The 15247-nt window shown below is 62.6% G+C and carries 13 protein-coding genes; 7 read left to right on the top strand and 6 right to left on the bottom strand.

Annotated elements, in window-relative coordinates; genetic code table 11:
- Positions 1 to 20 precede the first annotated feature (20 nt).
- Positions 21 to 743: a lytic transglycosylase domain-containing protein gene (locus HWX53_RS05015; RefSeq protein ID WP_244139998.1), complete on the bottom strand. Its 723-nt coding sequence runs from the start codon at positions 741 to 743 to the stop codon at positions 21 to 23.
- A gap of 147 nt (positions 744 to 890) precedes the next feature.
- Here HWX53_RS05015 and HWX53_RS05010 point away from each other — a divergent pair, with 147 nt between their 5' ends.
- Positions 891 to 1772 (top strand): 2OG-Fe(II) oxygenase, encoded by an 882-nt coding sequence (locus HWX53_RS05010; RefSeq protein WP_175939712.1) that lies wholly within the window; start codon positions 891 to 893, stop codon positions 1770 to 1772.
- A gap of 45 nt (positions 1773 to 1817) precedes the next feature.
- Here HWX53_RS05010 and HWX53_RS05005 read toward each other — a convergent pair whose 3' ends face one another.
- Entirely contained in the window at positions 1818 to 3287 is a 1470-nt protein-coding gene (locus HWX53_RS05005; RefSeq protein WP_175939711.1) for a lytic polysaccharide monooxygenase, read from the bottom strand.
- A 359-nt stretch (positions 3288 to 3646) separates the two neighbouring features.
- Here HWX53_RS05005 and HWX53_RS05000 point away from each other — a divergent pair, with 359 nt between their 5' ends.
- Positions 3647 to 4576 (top strand): bestrophin family ion channel, encoded by a 930-nt coding sequence (locus HWX53_RS05000; protein ID WP_175939710.1) that lies wholly within the window; start codon positions 3647 to 3649, stop codon positions 4574 to 4576.
- A 141-nt stretch (positions 4577 to 4717) separates the two neighbouring features.
- Entirely contained in the window at positions 4718 to 5323 is a 606-nt protein-coding gene (gene gstA / locus HWX53_RS04995) for a glutathione transferase GstA (protein WP_175939709.1), read from the top strand.
- Between the two features lie 76 nt (positions 5324 to 5399).
- Here gstA and HWX53_RS04990 read toward each other — a convergent pair whose 3' ends face one another.
- From HWX53_RS04990 to apbC, 4 genes are all read right to left on the bottom strand, one after another.
- Positions 5400 to 7685 carry an arginine/lysine/ornithine decarboxylase gene (locus tag HWX53_RS04990; RefSeq protein ID WP_175939708.1) on the bottom strand — a complete coding sequence of 762 codons (2286 nt, stop codon included), beginning with the start codon at positions 7683 to 7685 and terminating at the stop codon, positions 5400 to 5402.
- Between the two features lie 104 nt (positions 7686 to 7789).
- Positions 7790 to 8359, bottom strand: a complete 570-nt coding sequence (gene dcd, locus HWX53_RS04985; RefSeq protein WP_014190693.1) for a dCTP deaminase — start codon at positions 8357 to 8359, stop codon at positions 7790 to 7792.
- A 159-nt stretch (positions 8360 to 8518) separates the two neighbouring features.
- A complete protein-coding gene (locus HWX53_RS04980; RefSeq protein WP_175939707.1) occupies positions 8519 to 9064 on the bottom strand; it encodes a superoxide dismutase family protein in 546 nt (181 codons plus the stop codon).
- A 119-nt stretch (positions 9065 to 9183) separates the two neighbouring features.
- Positions 9184 to 10272 (bottom strand): iron-sulfur cluster carrier protein ApbC, encoded by a 1089-nt coding sequence (apbC, locus tag HWX53_RS04975; protein ID WP_175939706.1) that lies wholly within the window; start codon positions 10270 to 10272, stop codon positions 9184 to 9186.
- A 258-nt stretch (positions 10273 to 10530) separates the two neighbouring features.
- Between apbC and HWX53_RS04970 the strand changes: the two genes are divergently transcribed.
- From HWX53_RS04970 to HWX53_RS04955, 4 genes are all read left to right on the top strand, one after another.
- On the top strand, positions 10531 to 11187 hold the full coding sequence (locus tag HWX53_RS04970) for an OmpA family protein (RefSeq protein ID WP_175939705.1): 657 nt from the start codon (positions 10531 to 10533) through the stop codon (positions 11185 to 11187).
- A gap of 494 nt (positions 11188 to 11681) precedes the next feature.
- On the top strand, positions 11682 to 13820 hold the full coding sequence (gene metG, locus HWX53_RS04965; protein WP_175939704.1) for a methionine--tRNA ligase: 2139 nt from the start codon (positions 11682 to 11684) through the stop codon (positions 13818 to 13820).
- A gap of 274 nt (positions 13821 to 14094) precedes the next feature.
- On the top strand, positions 14095 to 14487 hold the full coding sequence (locus tag HWX53_RS04960) for a hypothetical protein (RefSeq protein ID WP_244139997.1): 393 nt from the start codon (positions 14095 to 14097) through the stop codon (positions 14485 to 14487).
- Positions 14480 to 14938: a DUF2846 domain-containing protein gene (locus HWX53_RS04955; RefSeq protein WP_175939703.1), complete on the top strand. Its 459-nt coding sequence runs from the start codon at positions 14480 to 14482 to the stop codon at positions 14936 to 14938. Before HWX53_RS04960 ends, HWX53_RS04955 begins: the two co-directional genes overlap by 8 nt.
- The last annotated feature ends 309 nt before the right edge of the window (positions 14939 to 15247 follow it).

Genomic DNA, 15247 nt, shown 5'->3' with positions numbered 1-15247 from the left:
AAGACGAATCGGAAGTACGGCTAGCGCGCGGCGCGATAACGATCCACGAGAATCTTCACGCGCGACACGTATGCCTCAGTCTCGGCGTAAGGCGGCACGCCGTCGTAACGCGCGACCGCGCCCTCTCCGCTGTTGTACGCGGCCAGCGTCCGGTCGATGTCGCCGTGAAAGCGCCGCAAGAGCCAGGCGAGATAGCGCACGCCGCCGCGAATGTTCTGCGCCGCGTCGAACGCGTCTTCGACCTGGAAGCGCGCCGCCGTCGCCGGCATCAGTTGCATGAGACCCTGCGCGCCTTTTCCCGAGATGGCGTCGGCGCGATACCCGGATTCCGCGTGAATCACGGCTCGCACCAGCGCGCGATCCACGCCGAACGATGCCGCCGCCGCGTCGATTTCGCGTTCGTATGCACGCGTGTCGAGCGAAAGCGCGGCGACGTTCACGTCGGCGGCCTCGCACAGGTTGCAGGTCTCGATGAAATGCAGCTCGATCACCGACACGCTTGCCGCGATACCTTCCGGCTTGCGCGTGAGATAGTGCCGCACGCCATTCTCGATGTAGCTGTAGATGCGCGCCGTGGCTTCGCGCCGCCGCAACGCGACGGGACGCGGCACGACAGGCGAAGACGCGCTCGGCGCCGACGACGCCGGCTCGCGCCAGTTCATCGGCAAACGCGTGCATCGCGCGTGTTCGATGCGCTCGGTGACGTAGCTCACCGCGTTGTCGTCGGACTCGCAGCGGAGCATGCTCGCCGCGTTCGCGTGGCAAGCGCAGGTCGCGCAGGCGACCACACACGCTCGCAATATGCCGCGCGCTGTTTCAAGAGGATCGTTGTGACGCGCGCGCTTTTGTGCTTCGATGAATGGGCGTTCCGTCATTCCCGACAGGCTGCCATGAACTCCCTTCCCCGCTTCGACGCCGCGTGGAAAACGTGGCTGGACCAGAACATTCATCGCGGTTGCACGCATCAATCGCTGATCGACGCCATGGTCGCCGCGGATTTCCATCCGAACACCGCGCGGCTGATTCTCGCGCGCCATCTCGCGGGTGATGCGTGCGACACGCCCGCTGCCGCCGCTGCCGCCGCTGCCGCCGACGCGTCCGGCTACGTCTACGGCACGCCGATGCTGCCACCCGGCCGCGTACTCGTCGCGAGCGACTGCGAAGCGCCCAAGCTCTTGAGTTGCGCGCAGCCCGTCGTCGCGCTGCTTGCCAATGTGCTCACGCACGACGAATGCGACCGTCTCATCGAGATCGGTCGCGAACGGGTGCGACGCTCGTCCGTTGTCGATCCCGATTCGGGCAACGAAATCACCATCGACGAACGTCAGAGCGAAGGCGCGTTCGTCAATGCATCGACGGATGCGCTTGTCGGCACCATCGACCGGCGGCTCGCGGAACTGTTCCAACAGCCCGCCGAGAACGGCGAGGACCTTCATATTCTTCGTTACGGCGTCGGCGGCGAATATCGTCCGCATTTCGACTATTTTCCCGAGGAGCAGGCCGGCAGCCGGCACCACATGCAGCGCGGCGGACAGCGCGTGGCGACAGTCATTCTCTATCTCAACGAACCGGCGCGCGGCGGCGACACCACATTTCCGGCCGCCGGACTCACGATACATCCGCGGCGCGGCTGCGCGCTCTATTTCGAATACCTGAACGAATTGGGCCAGAGCGATCCGAAGACGCTGCATGCCGGCACGCCCGTCGAACATGGCGAGAAATGGATTGCGACGAAATGGATTCGACGCGAACGCTTTCGGGCGCAGCAGTAAGCGCATCGCGCGGGACGCTTCCCCCGCGCGCCGCGCCCTTCGGATTCACTTGCACGGTCCGATCTTCTCCCATGCGCCGTCGGAGTTCGTCGCTGGATCGATATTGGCCGACCACCACTTGTTGCGATAGTTGGAGCCGTTGTAACTCACGGTGGTTCCGGCGTTCGCGTAGGTCTTGCTCGCGCTCCAGGGCGCCGCGCACGATAGTGACGTTTGTCCCGAACATGTGCCGAGGTCCTGCCAGGCCTTGCCGCTGCCGGAGTTGGTAACCGGGTTGTCGCCGTTTTCCCAGCGCGCGGTGTAGTTGTGTCCGTTGGCCGAGACCTGTTCCTTCGACTTGTAGATGGTGCCCGCCTGCCACGGCACCGCGCATGTGCCGCCCGCGCTCGGCGAAGGTGCGGGCGTCGGTGCGGGTGCTGGTGCTGGTGCGGGTGCTGGTGCCGGTGTCGGTGCGGGCGTCGGTGCCGGAGATGGCGTCGGTGTCGGTGTCGGCGTCGGTGTCGGTGCCGGTGCGGGTGCCGGAGATGGAGACGGAGATGGAGTCGGTGTCGGAGACGGCGCGGGTGTCGCCGAGCCGGTGTAGTCCACCATGAAGGTGTAGTCCGTCGGACCATCGACATAGATTCGGTTCGCCGACGGCTCCTTCTGCGGCACGATATTGCCGTTGTTATCGATCAAACCCACGTGCACTCGCTTCGACTGGTTGTTGATGGTCGTTGCCATCGCATACATCCAGTCCGCGGCGTTCGTGGTCTGAGTCGTCACCGTGTAGCTGATCGATTCGAGATCGTGACCGTCCGGGTCGAATACGCGCAGGGTGATCTTCATGCCGGCGGGCTGGTTCTGCGCGGTCGTGGGCACGGGGCGCAACTCGCGCCACGTCGACTTGACTCCGTTGATGACCACGTCCGTGCATGCATAAAACGCCTCTGCGCTGTCGTTGCGCTGCCAGATCACATAGATGATGCGCTTGCCCGTCTTCCCCGCTGGCAGTTTGCACTGCATCTTGTAGCGGCCGTTGTCGAGCGTGACGTTGTTGATTTCGCAAAACGGCTTGCTGTCGAGATCGGACCATTTCAGCGGCTGATTGAAGTCGTAGTTGTCGTTCGTCATGTAGAACTGGAAGTACCGCGTCACGTGCGGCGCCGTTGCATTCCAGACGAACGTGAAGTTGCCGCTGAGATCGGCGGCGATCGAGGTCGCTGGCCAGTCGTTGCGGGCGAGGTCCAGTCCGTAGTAGTTGGACTTGTTGCCGCTGCATAGATGCCCATCCGGCACGAACGCCTTGTGATCGCCATTAGGTAACTGGTTGACGCCCGCCCAGTCGTACAGGAAAGCCGGCCCCGCGACAGCCACTGCCGCCTGGCATGCGGCGGACTTCGGATTTTCAGGCCCTTCGAGGTAGCACCAATACACGCGGCTCAGCGGCGTCTCGAGTGTCCCGTGCGCCGATACGGCACACGGAACAGAAAGGGGAACCAGCACCAGAAACACGTTGCGCCTGACTGCGAGCATGAATGCCTCCTTGTTGTTGTCGGCAGAATGGCTTCTCGAAAGGTGTCGCGATTCGTTCATCGCCGCAATCATCGGCGAATTTATTTCGAATACCTAACTTAATAGCTGCAGCTGAATTTGGCTGCCTTTCATTCTAGTAGGTGCTCGAACGAGGCGTTAGCACGAAGACGTCGAGAAGGACCGTCATCGACTCGCGCGGCGCATCAGTCGCGCGGTATCGCGCCGCGAGTCGATTCATCGCAGGCGAACGCACACGGGACCGATCGTTCAACAACCCGATACGGCGGCGCGCTGACTTAGAATGGATGTCCCGCTGCGCCAGGCCGCGTCGTCATTCATTCCGAGAGTTGACCCCAAACATGATCATCCGCCCCAGGCTCAACTGGTTCCGACTCCTGTTCGTGTGGCGCGGCTCGGTGCTCCCGCAACTGCTGCCGCGCCTTGCGCTGATCTTCGCGCTGTCGGTGGCGGCGATCTTCATGCACGATCACATGCGCCACTATCCGATCGGGCTCGGCACGCCGCCGTTCGCGCTCGTGGGTATCGCGCTCGCCGTCTTTCTCGGCTTTCGCAACAGCGCGAGCTACGAGCGTTGGTGGGAGGGCCGCAAGCTCTGGGGCGCGCTGCTCAATACGTCGCGCGCGCTCGCGCAGCAAGTGCTCTCGTTGCCGGAGCCACGCGAGCCCGGTCATTCGCGTCGTTTTCTCGCGGCGCTCGGGGCCTTGGCGCATGCCCTTCGACATCAACTGCGCGGCACCGACGCGCTGACGGATCTCGCGCTGCGACTGCCATCCGATTTGCATGCGCGCGCGGCGGCGGCGAAGTATCGGCCTGCGCTCATCCTGCTCTTGCTCGGCGAATGGGTGGCCGAGCGCAGGCGGGAAGGCGCGATCGACGGTTATGCGATGGTCGCGATTCAGCACAATCTGAACGCGCTTTCCGACGTCATCGGCGGGTGCGAGCGCATCGCGACCACGCCGCTGCCGTTCTCGTACTCGGTGATGATTCACCGCACGATCTATCTGTTCTGCGTGCTGCTGCCGTTCGGCCTCGTCGATGGCGCGGGCCTGTTGACGCCGCTCTTCTCGCTGCTGGTGGCGTATGCGTTCATGGCGCTGGAGGCGATTGCCGCGCAGATCGAAGACCCGTTCGGACAGGAAGAAAACGACCTCGCGCTGAATGCGATGTGCGCGACGCTCGAAGCGGCGCTGCATGACATGGCCGCCGATCCGGAGTTTGCTCTCGCGCCGAAGCCGGTCTCGCCTTCTCGCCACTTCATTCTCGACTGACGAGCGTCTAACGCGCTTCAGCCGGTGGGCGTTTCGCAACGCGATCTTTCGCCGAACGAGATAAGTCGTTTCGTCGCCCAGGATATTTTGGGCGCCGGGGATCGGTCATAATGTCCCGCGGTTCAACCTGGAGAATCTGACTTGAAACTGTTTTACAAAGCCGGCGCCTGTTCGCTTGCCTCGCATATCGTCCTCGAAGAATCCGGCCTGCCTTACGAGATCGAAGCCGTCGACCTGAAGACGAAAGTCACCGCAAGCGGCGCCGATTTCATGGCGATCAATCCGAAGGGCTACGTGCCCGCGCTTCAGCTCGATAGCGGCGACGTGCTGACCGAAGGCCCGGCGATCATGCAGTACATCGCGGATCAGGTGCCGGCCAAGCACCTCGCGCCGCTCGCCGACGCCATGTCGCGCTACCGCCTGCAAGGGTGGCTGACGTTTATCGGCACCGAGTTGCACAAGAACTTCTCGCCGTTCTTCAACCCGGCCGCGACGAGCGAGTGGAAAGCCGCCGCGATGGCCAATCTGGAGCGCCGTCTCGCCTACGTGGCGAAGCACATCGACGACAAGCAGTATCTGCTGGGCGACGAATACGGCATCGGCGACGCGTATCTCTTCACCGTGCTTGGCTGGGCGCCGTTCATCGACCTCGATCTGAACAAGTGGCCGGCGTTGACCGCGTATCAGGCGCGCGTCGCGGCGCGCCCGGCGGTGCAGGCGGCGATGAAGGCGGAAGGCCTGATCTAAGCGATCGGCGCTTGCCCCAAACGACAAACGGCCCTATGAAGGGCCGTTTGTCTTTGCAGCAGCGAATCACGCGATATCAGTCGCGCACGCAATCGACGAAATACTCGATGCGCCCGTTGATCATCTCACCGACGAGCCCGTGAATATCCGTGTGGAAGCCCGGGAAACGCTCGTTGAACTCCCGCGCGAAACGCAGGTAATCGACGATGGTGCGGTTGAACCGCTCGCCCGGAATCAGCAACGGAATGCCCGGCGGATACGGCGTCAGCAGAATGCTCGTCACGCGGCCTTCGAGTTCGTCGATCGGCACGCGGTCGATCTCGCGGTGCACGAGCTTCGCGTACGCTTCGGACGGTTTCATCGCGGGCTCCATGCTCGACAGATACATCTCGGTCGTGAGCCGCGCGATGTCGTTCGCGCGATAGACGCTGTGAATCTGCTCGCACAGATCGCGCAGGCCGATGCGCTCGTACGACGGATGCTGCGCGATGAACTCCGGCAGCACGCGCCACAGCGGCTGATTGTTGTCGTAGTCGTCCTTGAACTGCTGAAGCTCGGTGACCATCGAGTTCCAGCGGCCTTTCGTGATGCCGATGGTGAACATGATGAAGAACGAGTACAGCCCCGTCTTCTCCACGATGATGCCGTGCTCGGCCAGATACTTCGTCACGATGGCGGCCGGAATGCCCGTTTCACCGAATTCGCCGTCCACGTCGAGCCCCGGCGTGATGATCGTCGCCTTGATCGGGTCGAGCATGTTGAAGTTCTCGGCGAGCGCGCCGAAGCCGTGCCACCGGTCGTTCGGCTTCAGCATCCAGTCCTCGCGGTCGCCGATGCCTTCTTCGGCCAGCGCGTCCGGGCCCCAGACCTTGAAGAACCAGTCGTCGCCGTATTCGGCATCCACCTTGCGCATCGCGCGGCGGAAATCGAGCGCCTCGGCGATCGACTCTTCCACGAGCGCGGGGCCGCCCGGCGCTTCCATCATCGCGGCGGCCACGTCGCACGACGCGATGATCGCGTATTGCGGGCTCGTCGACGTGTGCATGAGATACGCCTCGTTGAAACGATGGCGGTCGAACGTGCTGTTCTCGCTGTCCTGCACAAGAATCTGCGATGCCTGCGAAATGCCGGCGAGCAGCTTGTGCGTCGAGTGCGTGGCGAACACGAGCGCGCCGGTGCGCGGCCGGCCCGCGCCGATCGCGTGCATGTCCTGATAGAACGAATGGAACTCGGCGTGCGGCAGCCACGCTTCGTCGAAATGCAGCGTGTCGAGCATGTCGCCGAGCAGATCCTTGATCATCTCGACGTTGTAGATCACGCCGTCGTACGTGCTCTGCGTGATGGTCAGGATGCGCGGCTTGACCTTCGGGTTCTTCGCGAGCGCCTCGCGCGCGAACGGGTTCGCCTCGATCTTGCGGCGAATGTTCTCGGGCTTGAATTCGTCGCGCGGAATCGGCCCGATGATGCCGAAGTGATTGCGCGTCGGCGTGAGGAACACGGGAATCGCGCCCGTCATCGTGATGGCGTGCAGAATCGACTTGTGGCAGTTGCGGTCCACGAGCACGATATCGCCCGGCGCGACGGTCGCGTGCCACACGATCTTGTTCGACGTCGACGTGCCGTTGGTCACGAAAAAGAGATGATCCGCGCTGAAGATGCGCGCCGCGTTGCGCTCGGAGGCCGCGACCGGACCGGTGTGATCGAGCAGCTGGCCGAGTTCATCGACCGCGTTGCACACGTCCGCGCGCAGCATGTTCTCGCCGAAGAACTGGTGGAACATCTGCCCGAGCGGATTCTTCAGGAACGCGACGCCGCCCGAGTGCCCCGGACAGTGCCACGAATACGAGCCCTCTTCCGCGTACTGCACCAGTTCCTTGAAGAACGGCGGCGCGAGCGAATCGAGATACACCTTCGCTTCGCGAATCACATGACGCGCGACGAACTCCGGCGTGTCCTCGAACATGTGAATGAAGCCGTGCAGCTCGCGCAGGATGTCGTTCGGCAAGTGCCGCGAGGTGCGAGTTTCGCCGTACAGGAAGATCGGGATGTCGGCGTTGCGGCGGCGCACGGCGTTGATGAACGCGCGCAACGCGACGATGGCCGACGCCAGTTCGGGCGTGTCGCCTTCGACGACGACATTGTCGGCGTAAGGCAGCAGCTCGTCGTCGTCGATCGACAGAATGAAGCATGACGCGCGGCTCGACTGCTGCGCGAAGGCGGCGAGATCGCCGTAGCTCGTGAGACCGAGCACTTCGGCGCCTTCGCCCTCGATCGCCTCGGCCAGCGCGCGAATGCCGGAACCCGAGATGTTCTCGGAGCGAAAGTCTTCGTCGATGATGACGACGGGGAAGCGGAACTTCATGAGGCGAATCTCCAAATGGAACGACCGCCGCCCGAGACTTTTTCCCGGAGCCAGCGGTCCTTCGACAAGCGCGTGCCGTGTGCGGTTCTAGGGACGCGGAGCGATCAGGTTTTCGGCAGCGTCACGCCGTGCTGCCCTTGATACTTGCCGCCGCGGTCGGCGTAGGACGTCTCGCAGATCTCGTCGCTTTCGAAGAAGAGAACCTGCGCGACCCCTTCGTTCGCGTAGATTTTGGCGGGCAATGGTGTCGTATTCGAGAATTCGAGCGTCACGTAGCCTTCCCACTCCGGCTCGAACGGCGTGACGTTCACGATGATCCCGCAGCGCGCGTAAGTCGACTTGCCGAGACACACGGTCAGGCACGAGCGCGGAATGCGGAAATATTCGACGGTGCGCGCGAGCGCGAAGGAATTCGGCGGAATGATGCAGACATCACCCTTGAAGTCCACGAACGATTTCTCGTCGAACGCCTTCGGATCGACGATGGTCGAGTTGATGTTCGTGAAGATCTTGAATTCGTCAGCCACGCGGATGTCGTAGCCGTAGCTCGACGTGCCGTAGCTCACGATCTTGCGGCCGTCCTCGGCCACGCGCACCTGATCGCGCACGAACGGCTCGATCATCTTGTGCTCTTCGGCCATGCGCCGAATCCACTTGTCGGACTTGATGCTCATAGGGGACGTACCCAACGTTGCGGCGTGAAGTCGCGCACTTGGCGCGACTGCAGGCCTGCGGTGAAACGGCGCATGGCCTCGTGCGGCCAGACGAAAATGGAAGCGCGTATTTTACGCGGAACGACGCCCGCCGCGAGATCGGCCGTTCGGACGATGCCGTTATCGCCGGATGACGCCGCACGCAAGCGTCGGACCCACGTTGTGCGGACTCAGCGCGTAGGGGTCGGCCGCTTCCCGGTGCAGCATGATCGCGCGGGAGATGACCGAGCGCACGCCGTCGAGCGACACGTCCGTCGCGACGATGAAGCCGGTGGCCGCGCCCGTGGCGTCGGCGTGAATGTTGCCGAGTTCGCCTTCGAGCCGGCTGCCTGCGCGTCCGCGGTCGGAGGGCAGCGCGAAGACCGGGCTCGCGTCTCCGTTCACCGCGATGCAGTCGCCGCGTTCGTGAACTTGCAGCGCGTGGTCGCTATTGGGCGGCATGTCGACGAGGTTGTACGAAATCTGCACGCCGTCCGCGCGCTCGATGAGCGTCACCGTGCCGCGCGCGGTGTTGCCGGGCGTGGGCGTCAGCGTGGCGTCCGCGCGTTTCTCGTGATTCTGGAAGATGATGCCGCAGCCGCCGAGCAGCACGCTGCACACCGCCGCGGCCACGGCGAACAAGGCGAACCAGGCGGAGCGCGTCCGCCCGTTGACTCTGTCTCTCATGCGATCCTCTCGGCGGCACGCCGACACCCGTTGCGTCGACGCTGCCGCGTCTCGAAGGCGACATGATACCGCGAGCCGCGCTGCACAAGGCTCGCGCGAGAGGGCCGCTTTGCGGCGGATCAGGTGTTCTGCACGACGATGCTCGGGAACTTCGAAGTCATGTCGCGCTGACGCTCGGCAACCGAAATCGCGACGCGCCGCGCAATCGCGCGATACGTCTCCGCAATCCGGCTTTCCGGCTGCGATACGACGGTCGGCTGGCCCGCGTCGGTGCGCTCGCGGATGGAAATGTCGAGCGGCAGCGAACCGAGAATCTGCACGCCGTATTCCTTCGCCATGCGCTCGCCGCCGCCCGCGCCGAAGATATGCTCCTCGTGGCCGCAGTTCGAGCAGATATGCGTGCTCATGTTTTCGACGATGCCGAGAATCGGAATGCCGACCTTCTCGAACATCTTCAGGCCCTTCTTCGCGTCGAGCAGCGCGATGTCCTGCGGCGTCGTCACGATCACCGCGCCCGTCACCGGCACCTTCTGCGACAGCGTGAGCTGGATGTCGCCCGTGCCCGGCGGCATGTCGACGACGAGGTAATCGAGATCCTTCCAGTTCGTCTGGCGCAGCAGTTGTTCAAGCGCGGACGTGACCATCGGGCCGCGCCAGACCATCGGGTTGTCCTGCTCGATCAGAAAGCCGATCGAGTTTGCCTGAATGCCGTGGCCGGTCAGCGGATTCATCGACTGATTGTCGGGCGATTCGGGCCGGCCGGAAATGCCGAGCATCATCGGCAGCGAAGGGCCGTAGATGTCGGCGTCGAGCATGCCGACCGAGGCCCCTTCCGCCGCGAGCGCGAGCGCGAGATTCGCGGCTGTCGTGCTCTTGCCGACGCCGCCCTTGCCCGACGCCACCGCGATGATGTTCTTGACGTTAGGCAACAGCTTCACGCCGCGCTGCACCGCATGCGCGACCACTTGCGAAGAAACGTCGACGGCGGTATCGGTGACGCCTGGCACCTGACGCAGCGCGTCCTCGACGAGTTTGCCGATCAACGCGAACTGCGTCTTGGCCGGATAGCCCAGCACGACGCTTACCGACACCTTGCCGCCTTCGACCGATACGTTGCGGATGCTCTTGGTGTCGACGAACTTGCGGTTGGTGTTGGGATCGGTCAGGTTAGCGAGTGCAGTGTCGATCTGCGCGCGGTCAATGCTCATTGATACTCCGTGGAACGAGGGTTGCTGCCGTGCGTCGCCGTGCAACAAACTGAGGAAATTGCAAGTAATTGTTAGCGCCGTTGCGCGTGACTTGCTTCGCGCTGCACTATGCCGCTGCTGTCGTTTTCCGGGGACGTATCGCCGCGGGAAAACGGACGTTTCTCAATATTGTAGAGGCTCGTCCGAAAGCCCGTCCGAAGACCCTTTCGCACTGTCGGCGCGTGGCGTCGAACCGCTTGTTGAATTAAGGAGATCAAGATGAAGATGAAGATGTTGACCCGTTTGTCCGTGTTCGCCGTCGCGGGCGCGCTCGTCGCAGGCTGCGCGACGCAGCAAGGCAATAACGCGGCGGTCGGTACGGGCGTCGGCGCGGCCACGGGCGCGGGCATTGGCGCGATTTTCGGCGGCGGCAAGGGCGCGGCGATCGGCGCGGCCACGGGCGCAGCGGTCGGCGGCATCACCGGCTACAACTGGCAGGCCATCCGCAACAAGATTTCCGGCGACTCGAAGGGCACCGGCACCCAGGTGACCGAGCAGCAGGACGGCTCGCTGAAGGTCAACATCCCGAATTCCATCTCGTTCGATACGAACAGCTACGCGATCAAGCCGTCGTTCGACCCGGTTCTCAACTCGGTCACGCAAACGTTGCAGCAGCATCCTGAGCTGATTGCGAGCGTCATCGGCCATACGGACAACACCGGCACGGCCGCGTACAACCAGACGCTGTCGCAGAACCGCGCGCAGAGCGTGGCGTCGTATATTTCGAGCCACGGCGTCGCGGCGCAGCGTCTGTCGGCGCAGGGCATGGGCCAGAACCAGCCGATCGCCGACAATTCGACGGAAGCCGGCCGCGCGCAGAATCGTCGCGTGGAAATCTATCTGCGCGCGACGGCGCAGCCGGGTCAGGTTCAGTAAGGCTCGAATATGAGGCGACGACCGACAAGCGCGTGATCTGACACCGTTTCAGAGGCGAGTGAGAAATTTTTGAAACTTGCCGGCGCGCCGCTTGTCTGTCGTTATGGTGGGTGGATGGCTGGGCCATCGCCTGCCATTCTCCTCTTGTCGTTGTTGCTCCGGGGCCCGATTGGACCCCGGTTTTTTTTGGGCGGCGAATTCTGCCCACTTTCGTTCGTCGATCCCGGAGCGGAGCGAACGAAGCAATCCGCTGGCCGACGACAGATAATCGCGCCTGCGCACCTTCGCAGACTGTCTGTTTGGCCAGCAAGACTTCGGCTCGATCACCACGCACCGCTGTTGCCTTCGCGAAGCACAGGGCGCTTTTATTTGTCGCTCTTCCTGCACGGACTCGCTACTGGCAGTGCGTGCCGCAGCGGCGCGTGCTGCCCGCCCTGCTAAAATCGACATTCCCCTTTTCACCCGCTTTCAGCACTCCTCCGGGCCGCGCCTCCATGTCAGCATCGTCAGCACCGATTTCCGCCACCGCGTCCGCCGCTTCGGCCAACGAAGGCGGCCGCCGCCAGATTCTCGTCACGTCCGCGCTTCCGTATGCGAACGGCCAGATTCATATCGGCCACATGGTCGAGTACATCCAGACCGACATATGGGTGCGGACGCTGCGCATGCACGGCCACGAGGTCTACTACGTCGGCGCCGACGACACGCACGGCACGCCGATCATGCTGCGCGCCGAAAAGGAAGGCATCACGCCGAAAGCGCTGATCGAGCGGGTCTGGAAGGAGCACAAGCGCGATTTCGACAGCTTCGGCATCTCGTTCGACAACTACTATTCGACCGACGCCGAAGAAAACCGCGTGCTGTGCGACTCCATCTACACCGCGCTTCAGCAAGCTGGGCTGATCGAAGCCCGCGATATCGAGCAAGCCTACGATCCGGTCAAGGAAATGTTCCTGCCGGACCGCTTCATCAAGGGCGAATGCCCGAAATGCGGCGCGAAAGACCAATACGGCGACAACTGCGAAGTCTGCGGCTCGACGTATCAGCCGACCGAGCTCATCAATCCGTATTCGGTGGTGTCGGGCGCGACGCCCATCCGCAAGACGTCGACGCATTACTTCTTCCGCCTGTCCGATCCGCGTTGCGAAGACTTCCTGCGCGGCTGGGTCGGCGGACTCGCGCAAGCGGAAGCGACCAACAAGATGCGCGAATGGCTCGGCGACAAGGGCGAAGCCAAGCTCGCCGACTGGGACATTTCGCGCGACGCGCCGTACTTCGGCTTCGAAATTCCCGGCGCGCCGGGCAAGTATTTCTACGTGTGGGTGGACGCGCCCGTCGGCTATTACGCGAGCTTCAAGAATCTGGCGGATCGCATCGGCGTGAATTTCGACGCCTGGGTGAAGCCCGGCTCGAAGGCCGAGCAGTATCACTTCATCGGCAAGGACATTCTGTATTTCCACACGCTGTTCTGGCCCGCGATGCTTCAGTTCTCCGGCCACCGCACGCCGACAAACGTCTTTGCGCACGGCTTTCTGACCGTGGACGGCGCGAAGATGTCGAAGTCGCGCGGCACGTTCATCACCGCGCAAAGTGTGATCGACACGGGCATCAATCCGGAGTGGCTGCGCTATTACTTCGCGGCGAAGCTGAACAGCACGATGGAAGACATCGACCTGAACCTCGACGACTTCCAGGCGCGCGTGAACAGCGATCTGGTCGGCAAGTACGTGAACATCGCGAGCCGCGCGGCGGGCTTCCTCATCAAACGCTTCGATGGCGGCGTGCAGGACAGCGCGATGCAGCATCCGCTTATCGCGCAACTGCGCGGGGCGATTCCGCAAATCGCGGCGTTCTATGAATCGCGCGAATACGGCCGCGCGCTGCGCACGACGATGGAACTGGCCGATGCCGTCAACGCGTACGTGGATACCGCGAAGCCGTGGGAACAGGCGAAAGATCCCGCGAATGCGGTCGCGCTGCATGAGACGTGCAGCGTGAGCCTCGAAGCGTTCCGGCTGCTTTCATTGGCGCTCAAGCCTGTGATGCCGAAGCTCGTGGAATCCGTGGAAGCGTTCCTCGGCATCGCGCCGCTCGCATGGGCCGATGCCGAGCGCCCGCTCTCGTCCGCGCATGCGATCAACGCGTACAAGCATCTCACCACGCGCGTCGATCCGAAGCAGATCGAGGCGCTGCTCGCGGCGAACCGCGAATCGCTGCAACCGGCCGCGCCGGAAGCGAGCGCAGCTGCGCCGAAGGCCGCGGCAACAAAGGAGCCGAAGCAACAGGACAACGGCGTCATTTCCATCGACGATTTCGCGAAGGTCGATTTGCGCATCGCGAAGATCGTCGACTGCAAGGCAGTGGAAGGCTCCGACAAGCTGCTGCAACTGACGCTCGACATCGGCGAGCAGAAGACGCGTAACGTGTTCTCCGGAATAAAGTCGGCGTATCAGCCGCAGGACCTCGTCGGCAAGCTGACGGTGATGGTCGCCAATCTCGCGCCGCGCAAGATGAAGTTCGGCATGTCGGAAGGCATGGTGCTCGCCGCGTCCGCCACGGACGAAAAGGCGGAACCGGGCCTTTACATTCTGGAGCCGCATAGCGGCGCGAAGCCGGGCATGCGCGTGAAGTAACGCGTATCGGCGGACAACAGGCAAAGGGCACGCGAGCGATCGCGTGCCCTTTTGTTTTGGTTCTTCGTTGATTTGCGGGATGGACGCAACGCGACCATGATTGGCCAGTCAACTCGTCTCGAGATAGACGGTCATTTCAGGTTGAAGCAGTCATTCGCCGGGTCGCGAACAAGCGCAATGGAACGCCCCGATAACTCAAACAAGCAAATATTTCTAAAGTTTTCCGTCGAAATGTCGAAAAGACGGGCTGGAAGAAAAACTCCTGAGGTCAATCTTGCTCAACATCCGAGGATTCGCACTCGCATTGGTCGCCGTTTCGGCGCTCTCTGCATGCGCACCGACAATTCAGGTTCAGACATCGCAATTGACGGCTCAGAGTACGCCGCAGCAGGTGATTCGCATCGTCAGGCCGGCAGTCGTAAGGCTCGCGACCGGATACTCGCGCAAGCTGCGTGCGGGTTCCACTTGGCGTTCCGTCGGGGTGCTGCCGCAAGGTTCGGTCTATCGGCCAGTGGGCTCCGAATTCACCATCGAAGGACGTCAGGTGCATGAAGCGTATCTCGTCATCGACGCAGATCGGCTGGTGGGTTTCTACTTGCCCGGCGAGTCCAATTTCTCCGCGTTAGAACCACCTCAATCCATACAAATCGAGAAAATAAATGGCTAAGCTGTTTCGTGCATTGTTGACCGGCTGCTTCGTGGCGCTCGTAGCATCGGGGTGCGCCAGCGGTCCGCAATACAAGGAGCTCGCCTCGTCGATTCCGACATTGAAGGAATCGCAAGGCCGGATTTACTTCTACCGCTCCAATTCGATGGTCGGCTCGGCCACGCAACCGAACATCCGACTGAACGGCACCGTAGTGGGCGAATCCAAGCCTGGCGGCTTCTTTTATGTAGATGAGCCCGCCGGCACGTACGTTGTGTCGACGGCAACGGAAACCGAAAAAACCGTCACGTTCACGCTTGATGCAGGCGAGACGAAATACGTGAGGACGCGCATTGGCTTAGGCCTGCTCGTTGGACGCATCATCCCTTCGCTGGAATCCGCCGAGGAAGGCGAGAAGGCCCTGCAAGACTCGCATTACATCGGCACGCCGATGACTGCTGCGTCGAAGTAATCACGTAGATGCCCTCGTCGCGAGGGCATCAACCACGCGTCAGCTTCAGCGGCGAGTCGGTCGACAACGTCACGCTCTCCCACGAACCGCGCGCCACGTACAGCGCCGCGAGCGTACCCGCTGTGACTGCAGAAACTCACTCCAGGATGGTCCGCTGTAGATATCACCTCGGAGGGGCGATCGCCAATATTTTGCGCAAGCTACCAAAAGGTAAGAATCAAAGCTTGGAAATCTCGCATTGGCCAAAGATTAGATTTATCCGCAATTTCCATAGCTGCAGACAGTTCGACTACGGCGATTCGGGCGTCG

The sequence above is a fragment of the Caballeronia sp. BCC1704 genome, assembly GCF_902833455.1.
Classification (GTDB): domain Bacteria; phylum Pseudomonadota; class Gammaproteobacteria; order Burkholderiales; family Burkholderiaceae; genus Caballeronia.
This window is presented reverse-complemented; position numbering and strand designations above follow the sequence as displayed.